The sequence below is a fragment of the Ktedonobacter racemifer DSM 44963 genome, from assembly GCF_000178855.1.
Taxonomy (GTDB): domain Bacteria; phylum Chloroflexota; class Ktedonobacteria; order Ktedonobacterales; family Ktedonobacteraceae; genus Ktedonobacter; species Ktedonobacter racemifer.
Map to the genome: position 1 here is coordinate 804,997 of NZ_ADVG01000003.1, position 21,919 is coordinate 826,915.

The 21,919-nt window shown below is 55.7% G+C and carries 17 protein-coding genes; 8 read left to right on the forward strand and 9 right to left on the reverse strand.

The genetic code is table 11. The annotated features are described in order from the left end of the window. Positions 1–57 precede the first annotated feature (57 nt). Positions 58–1,188, forward strand: a complete 1,131-nt coding sequence (locus KRAC_RS32560) for an FAD-dependent oxidoreductase (RefSeq protein WP_007914710.1) — start codon at positions 58–60, stop codon at positions 1,186–1,188. A 72-nt stretch (positions 1,189–1,260) separates the two neighbouring features. Here KRAC_RS32560 and KRAC_RS32565 read toward each other — a convergent pair whose 3' ends face one another. The 6 genes from KRAC_RS32565 to KRAC_RS32590 form a co-directional block, all read right to left on the reverse strand. Next, complete coding sequence (locus KRAC_RS32565) at positions 1,261–1,656, reverse strand: DUF1801 domain-containing protein (RefSeq protein WP_007914712.1); 396 nt, start codon at positions 1,654–1,656, stop codon at positions 1,261–1,263. A gap of 135 nt (positions 1,657–1,791) precedes the next feature. Then, positions 1,792–2,670: an NAD(P)H-binding protein gene (locus tag KRAC_RS32570; protein ID WP_007914713.1), complete on the reverse strand. Its 879-nt coding sequence runs from the start codon at positions 2,668–2,670 to the stop codon at positions 1,792–1,794. A gap of 221 nt (positions 2,671–2,891) precedes the next feature. Then, complete coding sequence (locus KRAC_RS32575; RefSeq protein WP_007914715.1) at positions 2,892–4,286, reverse strand: mercuric reductase; 1,395 nt, start codon at positions 4,284–4,286, stop codon at positions 2,892–2,894. Between the two features lie 199 nt (positions 4,287–4,485). Then, positions 4,486–4,878 (reverse strand): response regulator, encoded by a 393-nt coding sequence (locus KRAC_RS32580; protein ID WP_007914718.1) that lies wholly within the window; start codon positions 4,876–4,878, stop codon positions 4,486–4,488. Further along, positions 4,878–5,630, reverse strand: coding sequence for a sensor histidine kinase (locus KRAC_RS32585; RefSeq protein ID WP_007914720.1), 753 nt, complete (start codon positions 5,628–5,630; stop codon positions 4,878–4,880). The genes KRAC_RS32580 and KRAC_RS32585 overlap by 1 nt, the downstream gene beginning before the upstream one ends. A gap of 255 nt (positions 5,631–5,885) precedes the next feature. Beyond that, positions 5,886–8,705 (reverse strand): winged helix-turn-helix domain-containing protein, encoded by a 2,820-nt coding sequence (locus KRAC_RS32590; RefSeq protein WP_007914721.1) that lies wholly within the window; start codon positions 8,703–8,705, stop codon positions 5,886–5,888. A gap of 518 nt (positions 8,706–9,223) precedes the next feature. Between KRAC_RS32590 and KRAC_RS32595 the strand changes: the two genes are divergently transcribed. After that, entirely contained in the window at positions 9,224–10,069 is an 846-nt protein-coding gene (locus tag KRAC_RS32595; protein WP_007914724.1) for an MIP/aquaporin family protein, read from the forward strand. A 178-nt stretch (positions 10,070–10,247) separates the two neighbouring features. Here the strand turns inward: KRAC_RS32595 and KRAC_RS32600 are convergent, their stop codons facing one another. Further along, entirely contained in the window at positions 10,248–11,486 is a 1,239-nt protein-coding gene (locus KRAC_RS32600) for a hypothetical protein (protein WP_007914726.1), read from the reverse strand. Positions 11,487–11,779: 293 nt separating this feature from the next. Between KRAC_RS32600 and KRAC_RS32605 the strand changes: the two genes are divergently transcribed. The 5 genes from KRAC_RS32605 (at position 11,780) to KRAC_RS32625 (ending at position 17,976) form a co-directional block, all read left to right on the forward strand. Beyond that, positions 11,780–12,976, forward strand: coding sequence for a hypothetical protein (locus KRAC_RS32605; RefSeq protein ID WP_007905179.1), 1,197 nt, complete (start codon positions 11,780–11,782; stop codon positions 12,974–12,976). A 156-nt stretch (positions 12,977–13,132) separates the two neighbouring features. Then, positions 13,133–14,929, forward strand: coding sequence for a zinc-ribbon domain-containing protein (locus KRAC_RS32610; RefSeq protein WP_040445475.1), 1,797 nt, complete (start codon positions 13,133–13,135; stop codon positions 14,927–14,929). 107 nt (positions 14,930–15,036) lie between these two features. Further along, a complete protein-coding gene (locus tag KRAC_RS32615) occupies positions 15,037–16,059 on the forward strand; it encodes a phosphotransferase enzyme family protein (RefSeq protein WP_007914728.1) in 1,023 nt (340 codons plus the stop codon). 92 nt (positions 16,060–16,151) lie between these two features. Next, positions 16,152–17,072, forward strand: a complete 921-nt coding sequence (locus KRAC_RS32620) for an LLM class flavin-dependent oxidoreductase (RefSeq protein WP_007914729.1) — start codon at positions 16,152–16,154, stop codon at positions 17,070–17,072. Positions 17,073–17,208: 136 nt separating this feature from the next. After that, positions 17,209–17,976 (forward strand): hydroxypyruvate isomerase family protein, encoded by a 768-nt coding sequence (locus KRAC_RS32625; RefSeq protein WP_007914730.1) that lies wholly within the window; start codon positions 17,209–17,211, stop codon positions 17,974–17,976. A 99-nt stretch (positions 17,977–18,075) separates the two neighbouring features. Here the strand turns inward: KRAC_RS32625 and KRAC_RS32630 are convergent, their stop codons facing one another. Next, entirely contained in the window at positions 18,076–19,101 is a 1,026-nt protein-coding gene (locus tag KRAC_RS32630) for a protein kinase family protein (protein WP_007914731.1), read from the reverse strand. Between the two features lie 76 nt (positions 19,102–19,177). On the opposite strand from KRAC_RS32630, the gene KRAC_RS32635 reads away from it, so the two are divergent. Further along, positions 19,178–20,209, forward strand: a complete 1,032-nt coding sequence (locus KRAC_RS32635; RefSeq protein WP_007914734.1) for an acyltransferase domain-containing protein — start codon at positions 19,178–19,180, stop codon at positions 20,207–20,209. 71 nt (positions 20,210–20,280) lie between these two features. Here the strand turns inward: KRAC_RS32635 and KRAC_RS62935 are convergent, their stop codons facing one another. Then, positions 20,281–21,873, reverse strand: coding sequence for an alpha/beta hydrolase (locus KRAC_RS62935; protein ID WP_169460972.1), 1,593 nt, complete (start codon positions 21,871–21,873; stop codon positions 20,281–20,283). Positions 21,874–21,919 lie beyond the last annotated feature (46 nt).

Genomic DNA, 21,919 nt, shown 5'->3' on the forward strand with positions numbered 1-21,919 from the left:
CTTTGAGAAAGTAGACATAAACGATATATCGTTCATAACAGAAAGGAAAATACTCTATTGGAAAAAGACATAACTATTATCGGCGCGGGCCTTGGTGGTCTCACCCTCGCCAGTGTGCTGCATAGGCACGGTATTGACGCCACGATTTACGAGCTTGAAGCAACGGCTACGGCCCGTCATCAGGGAAGCGTCCTGGACATGCACGAAGAATCGGGTCAGCTTGCCTTACGGAAGGCTGGACTTTTTGAGGCTTTTAGAGAGATTGTCATTCCAAGTGGCGATGACATGCGTATTCTTGACAAGACCGGGACCGTTCGCTGGGAAGACAGTGGTAACGATACTCGACCAGAGGTTGATCGCGGGGCGCTGCGCGACATCTTGTTACAATCACTGCCAGCTCACACCATTCATTGGGGAAGCAAAGTGACCAATGTTGTCAAACTGGAAGGTGGAAGACATGAGGTAACGCTGGCAAGTGGAGAGACGTTTACGACAGCGTTGTTGATCGGCGCGGATGGTGCCTGGTCAAAAGTCAGGCCGTTGCTTTCAGACGCGCAACCGATCTACTTAGGTATCTCATTCGTTGAAGCTCATCTCCTTGATGCAGATGTGCATCATCCTGAGAGCGCTGCCCTGGTTGGACACGGCTCGATGTTTGCGCTGTCCGACGAAAAGGGGCTGATTACGCACCGAGACGGCGAGGGGCGGATCAATGTCTATATTGCGCTGAAGACTCCCGAGCTCTGGGCGGCTTCCAATGGGATCGACTTTCGTGATACTGAGGCAGCTAAGCATTGGCTACTCAACCACTTTACTGGCTGGAATGACCAGTTACGCGCCCTCATTACTGAGAGTGATGCAAATTTTATTCCTCGCTCCATCTACACACTGCCAGTTGGTCACCGTTGGGAACGTACCCCTGGGGTAACTTTGCTTGGCGATGCCGCTCACCTGATGTCACCGTTCGCTGGCGAGGGTGCCAATCTCGCCATGCTTGACGGTGCAGAATTGGCAGAAACCATTCTTGCTCATCCAGACGACATAGAAACAGCTCTCGCACTCTATGAAGAAGCGTCATTTCCTCGCAGCGAAGCCGCCGCTGCTGCATCCGCAAGCAATCTCGCCATCAGCTTCCACTCCGATGCGCCTCAAGGCATGCTTGATCTGATGGCTCGTTATGCTCACTAGGAAGGTTAGTTTTCAAAAGCATAGCCAAACCATGTTATATAAGCGCGTGCTTTAACAGCGTTGTGCCATTCGCTAGTGACGCCCTTTTAGCTTGCGCCACCCGCCCGCGCGGTTATTGGCGATAATGGCTTTAAAGAGGTTCAAAAGAGCGCGCTCGTTGATGGTTTCGCCCTGACGGACTTGAATCGCCCGCGCTGTCAGGTTCCCTTGTCCCTGGTTAATAATGCCCTCGGGATCGGGCGCTATGGGATCGTAGATGAAAATGTTGAGATGATCCTTCGCTCCCAGCAGCGCGCATATATTGCCATTCAGCGTAAAATAAGGCTGCCTGGTGCGCTTGATGGTCTCAATCACCTCCGGATCGGCGGCGTGCACCAGGTCTCGTACCTGGCGGCAAATATCCTGCTGCCAGCCAGGGAGAGTATGAATGTATTCGTCGATGCGGGAGTCTGTCTGGTATGTACTCATGGAGTTATGATACCACGAATCAAGCTACTTCTGTTTGCGCCAGCTTTTTATTAATTCGTTTAATTTATCAGCAAAAGTATGTCAGAGCCATTCTTCATATCATTTACCCCGACGCTGTGAAGCACGCGTATACTTTTAGGAAAAGTCGCTGGCGTGATCAATTGCCCATTCTTTATAGGTATGTGCCGGGGCGCTGGTGATCTCTTCTACTATGGACGAGATTGGCTCTGGTTCCCTGACGAATCCCGCCCAGGCGTTGAGCATGCCATCTACCATCGCGGGCGGCAATTGGGTAAGCATCTGCTGCCGGATAACTTCGGGCGAGATCTCTTCATAACGCAATGGACGCCCAATAGCCTCGCCAATAGCCTGCACCTGTTCTGTCTGAGTGAGTACCTGCGGGCCAGTCAGGATATATCTCGCCCCGTTATGTGTATCGCTGGTCAAGGCCCGAACCGCCACCGCTGCCACGTCTTTCTCATGAATTAGTGACCTGGCAGCCGCGGCATAGGGCCAGCGCACAATATCGCCAGAGCGAATCTGTTGCGCCCAACCCAGTGTGTTCGTCGCGAGTCCACTGATACGCAGGAAGGTCCAATCCAGGCCAGATCCTTCGATCAGCCTCTCGATAGTGGCGTGAAAGTCGGTGATCGGGTCAGCCTGTTGCGTGAGATCTTTTTGTATACTCATCGATGAGAGATACACAACGCGCCCGGTGGAATTCTTCAGCGCATCTAGAACCGTTGGTGCCAGGCTGACAGGCAAGCCGGGCCAGACCAGGAATACTGACTCAACGCCCTCTAAGCTCTCGGCTAGAGTGTCTGGAGCAGCAAAATCTCCACGCACAGCCTCGACCCCGCCTGGTAAATCAGCAGAGCCGGGATTGCGCACCAGCGCCCGAACAGGCGCGCCCATGTCCAGCAACTGAGACACAACATGTCGACCGACGTTGCCAGTCGCCCCTGTAACCAGAATAGTTTTTCTCTCTGAAAATCCATTTCCATTTATGCTCATCTTACACACACGTCTCTCTCTTTATAGCCTTTAAGGAAAGCTTGGCCTCGTTACAAAAAGAGTGTAAGGCACAAATGAACATCCAGCATTGTCTGAAAGGCCAGTCATTCCCCTGTCCATTAGAGCGGTACGCTGTGGTATAGAGTTGAGGGTGGTCTGGCTCCAAACTTCAGGAGTGTCCCCGAAGCCAGTCCAAACAAATTGGCGATGAATGAGCTACCCTAAGAATCAAGCGTCATAAACAGCGCATTGAGCCCTTCAGCCAGGAGTGGGTGGGTGAACGTGCCTTCTTTTAAGGCTGTGTAGGGCAACTTCCCCATCATTGCCACCTGGATGATCGTCATAATCTCGCCCCCTTCTAAACTCAGGATGGCGCAGCCCAGGATTTGCTGGGTCTCGGCATCGACGATAGCCTTCATAAAACCGCGCGTCTCGCCGGTTTCTAGAGCACGGGGTACGGCATTCATGGGCAATTTCGCCACACGGATGTTACGCCCCTGTTTTCTGGCCTCGTTTTCACTCATGCCAACGCGCCCAAGCTGGGGGTCAATGAAAATGGTATAGGGAACAAGGCGACCCTGCGTGCTGGCGTTGCCATGCTCCAGCAGATTGGTGCGCAAAATGCGGAAGTCATCGTAAGAGATGTGAGTAAAAGCTGGCCCGCCTTTCACATCACCCATCGCGTAAATGCCAGGAACGCTCGTCTCCAACTGCTCATTGACCTGGATATAACCCTCCTTGTTTAGTTGGATGCCAGCAGCTTCGGGGGTGAGATCTTCGGTGTTAGGGACGCGGCCGGCTGCTGCCAGTAGATGTGAGCCGATGAGTTGCTGTTCACCCTGAGGCGTGCGCACGGTCAATTGAATACGTCCTCCGCTGAGTGGCTCCACCTGTTGGGGCGTGGTTCCGGTCAGGACCGTGATCCCATCCTCGCGCAAAATCTTTGTTATTTCGTCACTCACGTCTTCATCCTCGCTCATCAGCAAACGTGGACGGCGCTGAATGATCGTGACCTGGCTGCCAAAGCGACGAAACATCTGTCCGAACTCCAGCCCAATGTAGCCGCCACCGATGATGAGCAGGTGTTCGGGGAGCGTGTTCAGTTCCATGAGCGTGGTTGAATTGAGCACGGGTACGCTCTCGACGCCTTTGATTTCTAGTTGTTCAGGCCGGTCGCCGGTATCGATAACAATCAGTGGCGCGGTGATCTCCCGCGTCTTGCCACCATTGAGAGAGACCTCAAGCGTTTTTGGGGCGAGAAAATGGGCTTCACCCCTCAGCAGATCCAGCTCTTGCGCTGCTGTAAGACGGCTCTCGTAGCCGAGGCGCGCGCCTTCGACGATCCCTTGTTTGCGTGTGCGTACGGCCTGCAGATCGACCGAAATGGGGCCAATATGTATGCCGTAGTCAGCGCCACGCCTTGCCAGGTAGGCGAGGCGTGCGCTGGCGACCATCGTTTTGGTAGGGGTACAGCCCACATTGACACAGGCACCGCCAATGTGGCCGCGCTCGATCAGCGCCACTTTTCGGCCTGCCTTCGCCAATGCTATGGGGAGGAATCTGCCGCCCTGGCTGGTTCCGATCACAATCGCATCATAGTTGGTAGCTTGGGGCATCTCAGTGTTCTCCTTCTGCTTCTCCGTAAACGTAACAGGTGCTTCCCACGAGCGAAATACATACCTTAATAGTGGTGCTCCATCTTCAAGATATACGTTGGTACAATAGAAGGGCAAACATATCTCTCCGCCTATTTATGCAAAAGATTACAGGGATGCCATTTAACACTTTTTCTACGCCAGGGGCATCCTTTGCTTCTCAGGTCAACAATTCCGCGACCAGGTGTAGCAGGATTGCCAGTTCAAAGGGTTTCTGCAGCGTTCTGAGGTGCTTGTAGCCACTGACTTCCTGCGGCACATCCGCACTCATCAGCAGGATAGGGATATGATCATATTCCTCCCGACTCCCCAGCCAATCTGCGAGCTCCAGGCCGTTCATCCCAGGAAGATGATAATCCAGCAGCAGTAACGCAGGAACATCCGTTTGCAGGATGTTCAGTGCCATCTCCCCACTGAGAACATGGCATGCCTGATAGACTTCCTCCTCCTGGAGGGCTTCCAGCAGGAGATCGCCAAGGAGATGATCATCTTCGACGATGAGAATACGTTTGCTGCGAACAGGTTCACGATCTGCACATTGGCTCTTGCTCATCACTGTTCCTCTTCTATACTTCTGGTAACCTCTTCTTGTGAGGCTGCAAGGGAGAACGTGACGTAAAAGGTTGATCCTTTTCCCATCTCGCTTTCGACCCGAATTGTTCCCCCATGATGCCTGACAATCTCCTCGACAATATACAAACCCATCCCAAGTCCTGGAAAAGCACGCTGCTGGGGAGTGACCGCCCGGTAGAAGCGTTCAAAGATTCTTCCTTGCAGCTCTCGTGGAATCCCGATCCCCTGATCGCGCACACTGATCGTGACCGCCTCTAGCGAGGTGGTGAGTGCCACGTTGATCAAAGGAGCATCTGGAGCATATTTGATCGCATTGCTGAGCACATTCAGGAAGACGCGTGCGAGTCGATCTCGATCTCCGACGACGACAGCGGGAGATAAGGCATGATGAATCGCAATGGTATGGGTTGTGTGCATATCCTGAATCATGTCAACCACTTCCTCAAGCATCTCGCCCAGGTCGACCGTATCTTGCGCATATTCCAGCTTCCCAGCCTGGATACGCGAGAGGTCAAGTAACTCGTCGACCAGGCGGGTGACAGCATTCAGCTGTGTTTCCATACGAGCACGCACCACCTCCATATTGGGCATGTCTTGTTTTTCAAGTTTCTTGAGCAAAAGCTGTGTTTGCAGCTTCAAGGAGGCAAGGGGAGTCTTCAGTTCATGGCTGACCATACCCAAAAAGGCATCTTTTCGCTGTTCCAGTTCCTTGCGCGCCGAATTATCCAGCACATAAGAACGCTCCTACTTTATTCAGGAAAAGGATCATCCCTCACGTCTCAACAGTGTTTCTTCTGGCGGATGATCTCTGACTCTCGAAGTATACTGGAAGCGCAGAGCGGAAGTCATGGGTCGAAAGAGCTATTGGAAGGCGAGAAGTACCGGCGGGATCCAGCACAAAAGTTCTAGTGCGCAGCTCGACTTCCCTGGTCAGTTGAATATATTCAGGTCTGACATGCCTGATATACCAGCCTCTGATGAGCGCGTTCAGTCAAGTGGATCTGAAGAAAGGAGACCAAGAGCCCGCGCACGGGCTACCGCCTGGGTGCGATTGGTGGCTTCAAGTTTGCTGAGGATATTACTAATATGATGCTTAACGGTGCTGGTTGCGACCACCAATGCCTCTGCGATGTCCTGGTTCGAGGCACCACGCGCGAGCAAGCGAAGCACTTCCTGTTCACGCGCGCTTAACGGGTCCAGCAACGGTTGGGGTAGTCTTGAGGATGGCTCGCTTTCCAGATGGGCTGGCGGGGCCGCTGGCTGCTGGTTGAAAGCACGCACAAGCGTTCCCAGATACAGGTGATCTTCCTCCTGGTGCTCCTGTTCTCTGAGCTGGGAGAGCAATCCAGCTATGGCGGCCCCCCCATCCACAAAGTGACGGATGTAACCTTCTGACGCACCCAGATGCACGGCCTGTGCCAGGAGAGATAGGGCTTCTCGCTGCCGCTGAAGCATGTGATACGCCTGTATCTGCAAGAGCCACATTTCCAGCACATGATTCCACCGCTGCGTGACCGTTGCCCGTTCTACCAGGGGGATGAGCAGGTTCAACGCCTGGTCCGCCTGGGATTCGGCAAGCAGCAAGCGAGCAAAGGCAACATTCTGTCGTTCCCGTGCCAGCGGAGAGTCCAGCGGATCTCCCAGTTTCACCTCTCTCGCCCAGCGTCGTGCCTGCTCCAGATCTCCACCTGCCAGCCAGAAACGCATCTGATCGACGCTGCTCCAGATCGCTGCCCGATAGGGGGACGGTGAGTTTCGCCAGGCATATTCCAGCTGCCGATAGGCTTTTCTGGCCTCCTCCAATCGCCCTTGCGAGAGGGTAATCCGCAACAACAGGGTATAGGCGAGGGGTAAAAATGCCATGAGTTCGGTCTGTTCGCCGAGCTCGATTGCCTGTTCAGCGAGACGTTGGGCTTCCTCTAATCGGTTCCACTCGTGCAAGATCCTGGCTTGATAGGTATAGGGCCAGCATATCTGTGTTGGCTGGGGTCCCTTAAGAGTTTGGAGTGCGTGAATCGCTTGCTGGCTCAAGTTCCATGCCTGGTGCAATTTTCCCGCCATCGTGCTTTCCCAGACGGCCTCGCGCCAGTAGATACTCTCGAGCGTTCGATCGTCCTCCGCTTTGATCCGGCTCCATTCAGCCTGCAGTTGCAGGACACCGCGCTCGACATGCCCCTGCGAGACGTTCGCCCGAGCCTGGGCAAATGCCATCTGGACCCGTGCGGCCCATTGCTGCTCCTCAAGATGGGTGAGCGCCTCCTGACAAAAAGCTCGCGTTGCTCCCGCATCCCCATGATAGAAACCTGCAATCGTGGCCTGCAAGGCTGCGATTTCCCCCAGAAGATGGAGTGGAGCCTCTGGTTCATGTGCATCTCGCGCCATGGGTGTCTGTTCTTCCCGTAGATGAGCTCGTGTCCAGGCGCGTCTGGCATCGCGCACCCAGCTTTCGGTGACTTCTGGCGGAGCGATCCAGAACAGGCTCTGGGCAGAGGCCAGGCATAAACGAGGCCGCTCACGCAGGACCTCGCGGGGAAGTTGCTCCATCCAGGAAGGGAGCAACGCATACTCGAGCTGACTCCAGATGTCCTGACGGGGAATCTGCTCCATCAGCAGCGCGGCCCAGGACCACTCGTGCGCCTGCAGCGCGTGCTGGATCGCTTCGCCGCGCATCTGATGGGCTGCATACCACTGACTGGCCCGCAGATGCAGGCCAGGCACCTCCGTGGGGAAGTTCTGCTCCAACTGAGCACGCAGGGCCTCGGCAAAGAGAGGATGGTAGGCATACCACTGACGTTGATCGTCAAGCGGACTCAGAAAGAGATTGGCCCGTTCTATTTCCTCCAGGAAACGCTGGCTATCCTGCTGCTCAAGGACCGCGCTGCACAGGGAATTGCACAGGCGGGATAAGATGGATGTTCGCAGGAGGAAGGTCTGCACCTGCTCTGACTGTCGTTTCAGCACCTCTTGCACCAGGTACTCGAAAAGCGCGCGATGGTTTCCCTGGAGCGCTCGAAGCAGATCGTCGAGGTGCGCTTTTTCCTTCAAGGTAAGCGCTGCCAATCGCATGCCCACCCACCAGCCCTGCAGGCGTGCATCCACTGACTGGATGTTTTGCTTGGCAAGCCGAAGATCCATCACGCTCCAGAAAAAGGCGGTCATCTCCTCGCTCGTTGCCCGTAATTGTTCGGTGCGTAATTCCTGAATCTGGGCCTGCGCGCGCAGCCGGGCAAGGGAAAAGGGAGGGTCAGTCCGTGTCGCCAGGACCACACACAGAGTGGGCGGCAGGTGCTCAATCAGATAGGAAAGCAGGGCATGGATCGCGGGCTCTGTAATCTCCTCATAATTATCCAATACCAGCACCAGGGGTTCGCTTTGCCGGGCCAGGTTATTGATCAGAGTTGCGAGCACTGCTTGCCAGGATGGTTGTGGTATCTCGGACAAGGAGGCAACGGAGAGAGGAGAGAGTCCGGGCCGGCACTGTTCCAATGCGGTCAGAACGTACGTCCAAAACTGCACGGGAGCGTTATCGCCTGCGTCAAGCGACACCCAGGCCGCTGGCGGGTGGCCTGGAGGAAACGTGCGAACCCAGCTTGCCAGCAGCGTGGTTTTCCCAAAGCCTGCGGCGGCGGAGATGAGCATGAGGCGTCGGTGGAGGCCAGCATTGAGCAAGGCCAGGAGACGTGGGCGAGCAATGATCTCATGGGTAGGTACGGGGGGGAGAAACTTGGTCGCAAGCAGAGGATGAGGGGATGAGCGTGGGGCCCGCTCTGGTGTGGTGTTGTGGGGATTATGGTTCTCGTGGCCCATACTTGTTATTCCTTTCTGCTCCCTGTTGTTTGCCTTTTGGCGATGAGCAGATCAACTCCTGGGACATGCATGCTGTGCCACGATCCATGAAAGAGCTCTCTGTCCCTCTCACTGCGGTATGGCTCTCCTGCTTGATTGCATTCCTGCGCATTCGCTTCAACTGACCAGGGAAGTCGAGCTGCGCACTAGAACTTTCGTACTGGATCCCGCCGGTCACTTCTCGCCTTCCAATAGCTCTTTCGACCCATGACTTCCTCTCCGCGCTTCCAGTATACTCCGGGAGTCAGAGGTCATCCGCCAGAAGGAGTTCAGGTAGGTACCGGGCAGTCCATACGGTTCCCCCTCATCGAGATTGCCTCGTAGTCCTGGATGTCGGTTGGCGAGGGCAACAGAACTAGATGAATACACATGCTCAAGCGAGGTCATATGGTATGGCACTCCCGTCCGCAGAGATTTCGAGGGGAGGTATCCTTCATAGAGGTGGGTTACATTTTCATCGGAGACGTCTGGAGATATGCATGCAGAAGCATTTCTGGTGGCAACGACTCCACTGGCCCGAATACGGCTCAGAACTGCTGGGAACCGCGTTTCTCGTCTTCATCGCGTTAAGCGCGGTCGCCTTCACGTTGGGCTCAGGTTCGCCGCTGGCAGCCGTGCTCCCCAAGAACAGCACGCGTTGGCTGATAACAGGACTGCTGCTCGCGGCAAGCGGACCGCTCGTGGCAATCTCACCTCTTGGCAAACTGAGCGGTGCCCATCTCAACCCCGCTGTCTCGCTGGCGTTCTGGCTGCAAGGCAAGATGCATCAGCACGATCTTGTCGGTTATCTTGCGAGCCAAATGCTCGGGGCAGTGTTCGGCGCGGGATTGGCTGTGCTCACCTGGAGGGAGCGGGCAGCAAGTGTCCACAATGGCATCACCGTTCCAGGGAGGGGATATCCCATCTGGAGCGTCTTTCTCATCGAGATGGGATTCACCTGCCTGCTGGTGCTGGCGATTTTTCTCTTCCTCAGCAGTCATCATCTGATGCGCTGGACCCCGTTGATGACCTGGCTTCTGGTGGCGTTCATCTACTGGGTGGTTGCACCCATCTCTGGCTCCAGCCTGAATCCTGCTCGCAGCTTTGGCCCGGCTCTGGTCTCCTGGTTCTGGCGCGACCAGTGGGTATATGTCCTTGCTTCTCCCATCGGGGCGCTGCTAGCCGTTGGCCTCTATCGATCGCTGAGCAGGATAGGCATCCACGATGTGTTGACGGCCAAGCTATTCCATGCTCCGCGCTATCGGTGCATCTTTAAAAATGTCATAGCGCCGCAAATCAATACCGATCAGGATGGAAAATTGATCGCGCCGAGAGAGGGGAATTGAACAGCAGACAAGAGAAACTTTTCTCTCACCAGATGCTCTCCCGCGCCCTCACTCCATCGGAACAATCCGACTGTTCACAACAGTCACCGTGATGAGAACAAAGAGAGAGGTATTCTCGATAAGTTAAGAATATCTCTCTCTTTGTTGTGCTTTGACTGCTTTGAGGCCCGGCGTGATTTTAGTTCGCGATCAGAGTCACATCATCGACGTACATATATCCGTAGTAGGACTGGCTGTTAGAGTTCTCGTGGTCCAGGAAGCGGATGCCTATCGTCTGGCCCGCATAGCTGGAGAGGTTGAAGGTTGCCTGCACCCAGGCGCGGTCGTTAGCAGTCTTCTTAAAGAGCTGCTGCACGACCTGTCCGCTGCTGTTAATGACATCTACCTCCTGCCAGGCGTAGGTGCTAGAGTCATTAGTAGTTGGCCAGTAGTAGAAGCTGAGCGACGCGCTGGTAGAGGTACTGGGAATAGTCACCATCTGGTAGGCGATTGAATCCCCTTGCTGACCACTGGTGGCACCGACACGCAACGAGTAGCTTCCACTGTGTTTCTGAGTGGTCGAGCGTACCGGATTGGGCGAACCCGAGTAGGTCCAGTTGCCGCTCGCTTCAAAACCACCATTTTGAATCAGGTTGCTGCCCGTCGGCGTTCCAGTTGGAGAGGGCGTAGGTGTAGTAGATGGAGTATGCGTTGGAGTGGGGGTTGGCGTGCCGCCGCTACCACTGCCAAACTGAATATCGAGGATGGCATGTAGTTCAATGCCGTTGGGGGCAACACCCGTCTGACCATGCAGGAAGTCAAAGAAGCCGACACCAGTAACGGTCACAGGGACATTGGCGGTCTGAAAGCTACTAGTAACGTTGTAGCGAGCGTCAAAGGCTGTGCGAGCCTTCTGAATATCCGATAGCAACGGGCTGGAGGAGCCGACGCAGGCTGGATCTGGAATCTCGACAATCATGGTCTTGCCCGATGTATCGCTGAGAATCAGGTGATAGTCGGAATCGCTCTCCAGCTTATATTGCGTCAGTGTACCCTGGACCTGGTAGACAGTAGTCTCGGTTGGCTGGATACGGTTATTGGCTGGCAGATTGCTTGGAGCAGATAGCGCAGTTAACGTGGCAATTGTGGTCGGGGTGATTGACTGGAGATTGACCAGGCCAATATCGGCATCCGTGCCTGTTTTGACCGCCCAGCGCTCCACACCACAGCTTCCCGTGCTGCTCAATGGTTGAGATCTAAGGCTCTCATGGTCCGCTTCGGCGTCTTGCAGGTCCTGTGGCTGTGCGGGCTTCGCGCTGACAAGCGAGTTGTACGAATATCCCACGCCTACAACCACAAGCAGAAATACAAGGACGAGGGCGAGCAAGAAGCGCCTTTTGACGCCAAAATCTCGGATGAGTAGAAATAGTCTTTTCATACAAAACTCCCTTTCTGAATGAAAAGCGTACCCTCTTTGGTTAAGAGAGGGATGACACCAGAGGCAAAATAGAAGAGAGAATTTTTATGGTTCTCAGGATAAGTATAACGTATATTCTTTATACAAACATTATTAACGTGTTAAAGCAGCAATTTGGCATAAGCGTGCATTAGAAAACAGTTAATCATACTTCTATCATTGCCAATAAGAGAAAAAGGCAATAGCATTGGTAGGACTCCATTAACTGGTGAAAGTGGGAGAGGCTTGCAAAAATTAGGCTCCATTGACAAGATATGGATATGCAAAAGACCATATTTCCCTCAATGGAGCCATCGAAACAATTTTGCCCTCATTCGATGTGTTGCGCAAGAGGGCAAATCGGGGCAGGCAACATCGTCATTCATGATCGCAAGCGAGAGCGCTATCGCTGTACGCGTTGTCGCAAAACCTTCAGCGCGCGCCGAGGAACCATGCTTGAGGGACTGCGCAAGCCAACCGAGCTCATTGTCATTGTGGTGACGCTGCTCTCGTATGGCTGTCCGCTTCAAGCCATCGTTCATGCCTTCGGCCTCGATGAACGCACCGTGGCCAGTTGGCGAGATCGAGCCGGAATCCATTGCCAACAGGTCCATCAAGACATCGTTGAGACCGCCCAATTGGATCTGCAACATGTGCAGGCCGATGAGATCCGCGTCAAAGGCTGCAAGATGGTCGCTTGGATGGGTCTGGCCATCATGGTCAAGACACGTCTGTGGGTGGCCGGGACCGTCTCACGTACCCGTGATCGCGCCCTGGCTGATCGGCTCTTGCAACAGGTACGACGCTGTGCAGAGCCCTTGAAAGCGCTGCTGGTCTTGACTGATGGCTGGTGCGCGTATCCGGGCAGTATCAAGCGAGCCTTTCGTGAAAAGGTGAAAGCGATGCCAGGGCGAGGACGCGCTCGCTTGGTCGTTTGGTCAGAGTTGCATATTGGGACGGTCATCAAGCGGACGCAGAAGAAACGGGTGGTCGAGGTCACGCGTAAGATGTCGCATGGCTCACAAGAGGAGGCCGAGCGGCTCCTCCAGCAGTCACAAGGAGGCAATGTGCTCAACACGGCTTTTATTGAGCGCTTGAATGCCACCATGCGCCAGCGGCTTGCCACCTTGACGCGCAAATGTCGTCAAAGCGCTCGCCACCTGCGTCCACTGGAAACGGGAATGTACCTGCTTGGGACGACCTATAACTTCTGTTGGCCGCATCATGAGCTCGGCAAGCCAGTCCATGAGGGCAGAGCCTGCACGCCTGCCATGGCGGCTGGGCTGACTGATCATATCTGGAGCATAAGCGAACTCTTGCACTACAAAGTGGCTCCTCCTGCATGGGTTGAACCCAAGCAACGAGGACGGCGAAAGAAACAGGCACGTGAGCCGCTTTCTGTAGCCGAGCCTGCTCGCCTTCGGCCGCTGGTTCGGCTACGCAAGGGGGTCCTGTGCTCAGCCACCGGTTAGCGGGGTTCTACCATAGCATTTGAGGTGGGAATACAGCTGTATTTCACTTGCTACATCTTCTTAATTGCTATACAATAGGATTCGCTATCGATGCATTTACACCTTTCGATATTTTCTACAAACACCCACCCCATCTCGAGAAAGGATTATTCTCCCATGCTTTTCTGTCCTCATTGCCAGAGACAGAATCCCGATGACGCAGGCTTCTGCGCCTTTTGTGGCTATACATTGACGCCTCTGCCGGAAGCGACCGAACGCAAAACTACTGCCAGCACACCCGGCAAGGCCACGGTCGCGACCGGACAGTCAGCAATCTCACATGCGGAAGCGGCAGAGGAACGCATACCAAACATCGGTATCGTACCTCTGCCCACGCCGACGAGCACACAAACTGTACCAGGAGCACCAGGGACGACCCAGATCAATCTGCCAGCCAGCGCACCCGGCACTCCTGGTACGCCTGGCACATTTTCCGCGGCCACAGGAAAAGTCGCCCAGGGGAGCATGGGTAAGACAGCCTCTGGCTTCCTCCAAACCGCAGCAGGAAAAGTCATCGTTGGCGCCATCGTGGCGGCGGTGGTTGTCACGGCTGCGGTGCGCGCCGCGCCCTTGCTCACGAAGGATACGAAGGGCTCGCAAGGCGCTTCCAATGTACAACAAGTTCACATCAAACCCACGCCGCGCCTGACCGAGAAGGTTCCGCCCACCGAGACGAGTTGTCCGCCCACGGGCCAGGCACGCCCCATGGTCAGCGCCTACCTGGCTCAGGGCAAGAGCGATAACCTTGTCTATGTAGATAGTAGCTCCGGCGCCCCTGTCCTCAAGCGCTATGATGTCAAGACACAGCAGACCAGCACTGTTATTACTCTGCCTCAATCGCTGGTCAGCCATCCCCAGGTCTCCGGCAATGGGCAGTGGGTGCTCTTCACCTCAACACCGGGAAACCCATTAGCCGGTTACGATCAACAACCAAAGAACGTTCCTACAAAAGTGCAGATGGTGCGCCTGGATGGACAGGGTCTCCAAACCCTCTACTGCTCTAATCCAAACAATAGCCTGAGCAACATGGTAGTGTCGCCCGATAACAGTCATATTGCGTTCTCAGAAGAGCATTTAAATTTTGACGGGCAAACTCTGACAGATGATGCACATCTAAACATCCTCGATACACGCCATGGCTCGCTCTATGATGCCTATCCCGTCCACATTAATGGTGGAGGGACATTTCCGGCACCACTCGCCTGGGTCGACAACACACGCCTGGCAGTGACGATAGACGACGTCCAGGTAGCCAGTCCCGTACCACCAGATGGGATTTATCTGATGGATATGATGCAGAAACGCGTTTATTCCTCGACTGACCAGTTGCAAAAGATTCCTGGCGCGGATACGCCTTTTGACTGGAGCGATGCCTTCTCTCCCGATGGGAAGACACTCTACACGAGCCAGTGTCCATCAGGCCAGTATGGCATTGGTGGAAATGGGGTGAGCGATATCGAGGCTCATCCCCTTACAAACGGCCAGTCGCGGACGATCCTGAGCAGTGGATCACAGCAAAGCACACCTGATATGCTTATCACCTCCATCATGGCAGTCACCAACACCAACATTATCTTTACTACAGCACCTGCTAGCCCGGCGGGTGGGCCTGGAGGGACCAATCCCAATCAAAAGGCTGGCACCTGGAGCGTCAACCTGGATGGTACGGGCCTCAAACAACTTAGTCCAAGTCAAGGCTCTGGCTTTGGACAGGATAAGCCTGCATCTTCCTGGCAAGCCGTCTCGCGCGACGCACAATGGTATGCCAGCATGGCGAGCCAGGCCACAACATCCACTTCATCTATACAAATCACTTCCACGCAGGATGGAGCAACGCCTATCAAACTAGCTACAATCTCAAACTTAAACAATGGTAACCCTTTAGTGTTCCTCGCAGGCTGGACGCAGATGTAGCCCGCTACTGGCGTACGCGGCTACTTGCCTTCATTGTTGTAGGGTCCATGCTGGCATGGACTCTATAATATGCTGTTGGACAAGTTAGTAAAGTGAGGAATATACATGTGCGACAAACCTTGTTGCCTGACGAACTCCGGACGCTGGTTACTCAGCGGTATGGACTTACGCTGGGAGAAGCCAAGCGGCTGGAGGGCGGAGATGAGTGTTTGATCTGGCAAGTCACGGCCAACGAGGGCGATGTGGTTGTGCGCCTCAGTCCTCCCTGGCGCTCGCCCGAACGCCTGACCTGGACACACCGGGTGACGCTCGCGCTTCACGAGATGTTACCCCAGGTCGTTACGCCTATCCTGGCCCTTGATGGGGAGACATTATTTCGCTATCAGCAACAATCCGTGGCTCTCTTCCCCTATATCACTGGAACACAGCTTGACCGGGATAACTCCGCACATAGGCAGGAAGCCGCTCATTTGCTGGCACACCTACATAGAGCACTCCTAAATTGCGCGCCCATGTCTGCTACTCTGGAGCGAGAACGCTTGCTTGGGGCGCCTCCCCTATTCCCTACGCCCGATCCAGCGGAACTGGTCGATCCCGAGCTGGACGCCTGGCACGCTTCTCTGTCAGGTAGATATAAGCGGCTCACGATAGGTCTGATTCATGGTGATTACTATCGACGCAACCTCCTGACACGGGGTAAACAGCTTGTTGGGCTGCTGGACTGGGATGACCTGCATACAGATTATCTTATGCAAGAGGTGGCCTGGTCTACCTGGGAGCTATGCCACAAACCCATGGGCGACGACTGGTATCCTGAGCACGTTCAGGACTTTGTTAGATGCTATCGCGAGGCTGGTGGCCCCTGTCAGGAAGAGGAGTACAGCCACTTTATCCCTTTTATCCGCTGGCGCCTGCGCGAGGAGATGCGCCGCCACTACGCCGCCGTGGCCCGCGGACTCCCCGGCGAGCCTGAGTACGCGGCTATCGCTCTTCCAGGCAATATTTTCTCGGTCCTCGGCAGAATCTTCACACAACGCAAAAACATGGCAATCATTGGCCTGGTGCTTTCCTTTGTCAGCCTTCTCCTCGTCATCGGCAACATCCTGGATTACCTGGCTACTCTTCACTAGTATTCTAAGTAATACCCATGTTTGTGCGATAATGCAAGGAGTGTAGCAGGCACACGCTTATGCGGCGCGCCTGCTTTTCTTAGGAGGAAACTATGCGTTTAGGATTACAAGTAGGCATAACGAAAACTCAGCATCGCTCTATTAGCGATTATCTTGTTGGCCTGGCCGAGCAAGCGGACCAGGCAGGCTTCTCAACTCTAACAGTGCCAGACCACTTCTCGCTGCGGCCAGAGAGTATGCCCTGGATCAGAAGAGATGAGAGTAGCTCGGCACCGGCCGTGACCGATTTTTATGAAGCCTGGAGTGTGCTGGCCTTTATCGCGGCTCGCACCAGCCGTATTAGACTCAGTACTATAGTCTCAGGAATCACCATGCGCTACCCGGCGGTCCTGGTGAAAACGGCGGATACCCTGGACGCGCTCTCAAATGGCCGGGCATACCTGGGCCTGGGCGCGAGTCCTGGTTTTGGCGCCGATGAGCACCAGCGCATGGGTCTGCCCTTTCCCCCGGCGGGCGAGCGGGTGGCTCGTTTAGAAGAGGTGCTCCAGATGGCTCTGCAACTCTGGTCAGGCGAGGATAAGCCCTTTGAGGGAAACTACTACCAGCTCGCAAGCACCATTGGTGATCCATTGTACGTCCAGCAGCCCCATCCCCCCATTTTGATCGCGGGCCAGGGCAACAGGATGCTGCGCCTGATGGCCAGGTACGCCGACGTGGTGAGTATTGGCTTTGCACAAAATCTTGACGACATGCGCGCCAAGTTAGAGACTCTGCATAAGCATTGCGAGGAATTGAATCGCCCCTACGAGCAGATCCAGAAAACCACGCTTATGCTGGCGCCTACAGCGCATGATGGGCACCTGGACCCGGCAGTGCTCGACACATTCAGAGCCCTGGCCGAGCTTGGCATCGATGAAGTCATGGTTAGCGCGCCTTCCGATCCCGCGACCTTTGACCTCCTCGCCACTGAACTACTCCCGGTCGTAGAAAAAATCCCCGTTGCCGGGCGCTAAATTGTAGGGTCCATGCTGGCATGGACTCCGAGCGTAGCGCTATGCTCCAACGTCGGGGTGTCGGCCTGCGGGCCGGGCGAGTCTATGCCAGCATGACCCTACACATAACCAGCAAGAGAAGGAGAATGAATCTCACATGAGCAGCATCAAGCAAGCGGTTTCCTGGTGGTGTTTCGCCAACAGGGGCATGACGCCCCGCGAGTTACTACAAGCCAGCGCCGACATCGGCTATCAAGCTGTTGAGCTGATCGAGCCAGAATACTGGCCATTGGTCAAGGAGTTCGGCTTAACCATCGCCTCGACAAATGGTGGGCTCTCCATTGAGCAGGGACTCAACCGGCGCGAGCATCACGCTCAGTTGGAGCGGGATATCCGCGCCACTATCGAGCAGGCGGAAAAATGGGGCATCCCCAATGTGATCGTCTTCAGCGGGAACCGCCAGGGGCTTGACGACAGAACCGGAGCCGAAATCACGGCAGAGGGCCTGAGCCGTGTCGCCAGGGCCGCCGAGGACGCTGGCGTCACCCTGGTTATGGAGCTGTTGAATAGCAAGATCGACCACTCCGATTACCAGTGTGATAAGTCGGCCTGGGGCATCGAGGTATGCCGCATGGTCAATTCTCCGCGCGTCAAGCTGCTGTATGATATTTACCACATGCAGATCATGGAAGGCGACATTATACGCACCATTCAGGACCACCACGCCTATTTCGCCCACTACCATACGGCAGGCAATCCTGGTCGCCACGAGATCGACGAAACCCAGGAAATTTACTATCCACCCATTGTACGCACAATTCTCGCCACCGGCTACGAGGGCTACCTTGGGCAAGAGTTCGTACCCCTTGGGGACCCACTCACAGCACTCAAGCAAGCATATGCCCTCTGCAATGTAAAAATATAATTCGATGTATATGTTGTATGGGGCGTGGGCGGACGACCACGCCCCATACAACATATACATCGAATTATGTACCCAAAGTATTAAAGTTCATGTTGGCAATTAAAGGATGGTCCCATACTCGGTCAGCATCTGTTCGTACCAGGTGCGGGAATACTTATGCTCGTGGGGGTGCAGGGCGTGCTGGCAGCGGGTACCGTAGAGCTGTCCCAAGAGTGTTGCCGCTTGAATGATGCGCTGCTCCTCCGGGGTGAATGGCTGCTGGCGCGCCGCCTCGTAGTCGGAGATAAAGGCTGCGGCGTCCGCGTGGGTAGTCTCGACGTTGGTTATGCCTGGCTGCTCACTATAGGTGAATGTGGAGGCGGTGGCGCCGACGCTGACCAGCTCCGAGCGCAGGGTGAGGCTATCCCAGTCGTAGACCATGCGCAGGTGATCACCCACGAAGCGCATCTGGTTGGCCGAGAAGTCGCCGTGGGCCAGAATGGGCTCCCGCTCGTCGGCTTCGATGATTCTTTTGACCTTCCAGGCCAGCTCGTCGATCCACTCCGCGCCCTCGCGCGTGGCCTCAAAGTCAAAGATGGCGTTATGGGGTTTGGGCCAGAGGACATCGGACGGGAGACGCAGATCAAAGGGTGTTGGATCAATGCCGTCCTGCTCTACATGGCGCAGGAGCTGGATCAGTTCACGAAGGGCCGTGGCGATGGCCTTGCGAACTGCCGGATCGTGCGCATCCCTGAATACGCCCTCGTCGACCAGTTCATCAATGGTTGCCAGGCCCTTGCCCAGGGGCCGGGGGCCGGCGACCGGGCAAGGGCAGGGATAGCCCCGCGCAACTAAATAGCGCTGCACGTCTCCCATCTGGGTCAAGAGCGTAAGCGGGCGCTCAGGCTTATGGGCCTTGATGACGATACGCTGCTTGCCAGGCATCTCTAGCCCAAATACGACGCCGATACTACAGAAGAAGAAGAGCGCCTCGGCTGGCTGCTGGCCCAGCTCTGCTTCGCAGAACTCATAGATATGGCGTGCTACCGTCGCTGGCTCTTCGCTTTGAAAGATCTCTTGCAGGAGCGGGACCTGGCCCCACGGGGCGATGCGTTCGGCAATTAGCTTCGTCAAGTGATCGAGCATCTTTTCTGCCTCTTTCTTCAATGTGCTCCTTAATAGTATCATATGCAGAGGAAAACGATGAGCAAAAGGAGTTAATATGAACTGGTTGGATCTTAACGCGGAGTCTGTAAGCACCGGGCTGGGGCTGAGCGAAGAGTTTATGCCCTGGTTGGCGGAGTTGGAGCGGGTTGAGGCGCCTACGCCGTCCGCAAGTTTACCTGATGAGCACGAGATTGATGAGCTATTTGCGCACCTGAGCATTGCGCCGGAGGCTGGGGAGGAGCTGCGCGCCAACTGGCCCTCGCCCGAGCGCAATCCAGAGCTGTGGTGGCTACTGCAACATTGTCATAGGCAGTTGGTGACGCTCATGGGGAGATCGGATATCTCCCTTTATGGTCAGTGGCACCGCCTCCCATCTCACCTGGGAAACTTGGGCAGGCTCTTCTTTATCTATGTCTACCTGGCAACCGTGCCCGCTGTGCGCCAGTGGCATCAGGAGCGGGGCATTGAGGATGATGTCTCCTGGGCGACCCTGGCCGATCTAGGTGAACATATCGCCATCCACCGGAGTGTGTATGGCAACGCAGGCCTATACAGCTCCATATGGCTGACGCTGCACTTTCGCGGGATCATCTACCGGCTGGGGCGCCTCCAATTCGAGCTGTGGCGCTTCTCCCCCAAATGGGCAATCTACGATGACGTGAGCAATCAGGAGCTGCCTGAACCCAGGCCATTTCCTGAGGCGCCCGCGCTCTCCATCCATATTCCCGAATCAGGAGGATCAATAGACCCGGCAGCCTGCGATGCCTCGCTCGCCTGGGCCCGTGAGTTCTTCGCCCGCCACTTTCCCGAGAAACAATATCTCTTTGCGCGCTGTAACTCATGGCTGCTTGATCCCCAACTTGCGAACTATCTCCCACCCACGGCCAACATCGTGCGCTTCCAGCGACACTTCCACCTCGTTCCCGGCGGCGAAATCGGCGATGAGGACGTGATCTGGTTCGTCTACAGACAAGATGGGACGTCGGTCGATCAATTACCGACGCGCACAACGCTAGAACGGGCCGTCGTCGAGCATCTACAAGCTGGCAAACACTGGGAAATGCGCTCGGGCTGGTTCGCGCTGTAGCGCTACTGACCGTACGCGCCTACGCTCCCAGGGCAGCGTGCTCATACCCCGCGTAGGCGCGTTGGGCTGCGTTATTTACCACCCAGGGTGTGGGTAAAGAAGTCGGCGGTCATCTGGACGAGCGTGTTGGGGCTGGGATTCTGGTCTGGTCCGGCGGCGGCCAGGCCGTGGCTGCCATGCTGGATCATAACCAGGGTTACGGGTACGCCCGCGGCATGCAACTGTGCCGCCAGTTTCTGCGAGTGATGGGGCGCGATGAACCAGTCATCGGTACCATGCATGATCAGGAAAGGTGGATCGTCGGACCGGATATAGGGGAAGGGGGTCGCCGCTTTCAAAGTAGCGCTCGAACCACCTCCGGTGAGGGCCGCGATCCACGAGGGCGAGCCACTGAAGTTGGTTAGATCGACCGGTCCCCACATATCAACGACCGCCTGCACATGGCTGGACTGATTCAGGTACTGCCCGACATCATAGCCTGCGCTCAGTCCGGCTGTGCCCAACATGGCACTGATATAGCCACCCTGGCTAGGGCCGTACACCCCGATACGCTGCGGATCGATACCCAGCTCACTCGCGTGTGCCCTCAGGAAGCGCACAGCGCATTTGGCATCCTTCACCTGGTCGCTGACTTTGTAGAGCGGCACGAGGCTGTAATCCAACGCGCCAACTACGAAGCCCCGGCTGACTAGTTCGTCACGCAGATGTGTAAAGTAGGCATCATCTGTAGCACCTGTTTGCAGGGAGCGCGACCCCTGAAAGGTTCCGCCACCAGTGATGTAGAAGACCGCCGGAGCGGGATGAGGTGCCTGAACCGAGGGTTCCGTGATATCCATCGCTAGTGGGCTACCACCATTGGGGCGACAATATTCCAGGGTCGTAGTTCGGCCCGCGGGAGCCACAACCTTCAAGGTTTCAGGAAACCAGGCCACATTGGCGGCATTAAGTACTCCACCCCAGATAAAGAAGGTGGTTACCAGGAGTGAGGGCAATAGGATCAAGGCCGTCAGCCACGCACCCTGCGTCCTTACACGCAGGCGGGGAATAACCAGGCGCAACAACAGGAAGAGTGCTAGCAGGCCCACCGCCGGAAGAAAGACGTATTGGAGACAGACCGGCACCTGCCCATTTAAGATGAAGGCCACCACCAGTATCGTAGCGACTCGCTGGTTCAGCAATCCCAGGACCAGCAGCAGGACAAGAGCAAAGGTGGGCAGCCATTTTTGCAACGTGCGCCATAGGCCTCGCGGTAACATCCAGGTGCGCCACAACAGACAGAGGTAGAAGAAGGCTGCAAGTCCCTCTAGCTCAGGCAGGTAGAGGTCCAGAGAACCCAGCGTCTCGGGTCGCCACACGCTAGAACCATCCGGCAGCCCGGTGGTGTGTGCGAAGATCCAGGCTAGCAGCGCGATCACTTCGACCACTCCCGCGACCAGCAGGAGCCGCCGCGCTGGCACGATCACGGTTGCGATAGCCGTTATTAATTGCGCAATGGTGAGAACAAGCAACAGGGCCACCAGAAGCCAGGACGCGGGCGGCTGCAACAGCACGCCGGTAATGTGGATCGCGATCGCGCTCAAGGTAAAGAGGGTCGCCCAGGAGAGCAATGCCCTGCGCTTAGGTAAGCGATGCGCGCCCAATGCGTCCTGAATGGGGCTCATCATGCTCTCTCCAGTGCCTGGCCTTGATGCCTCAGTGTGTATGGATTCC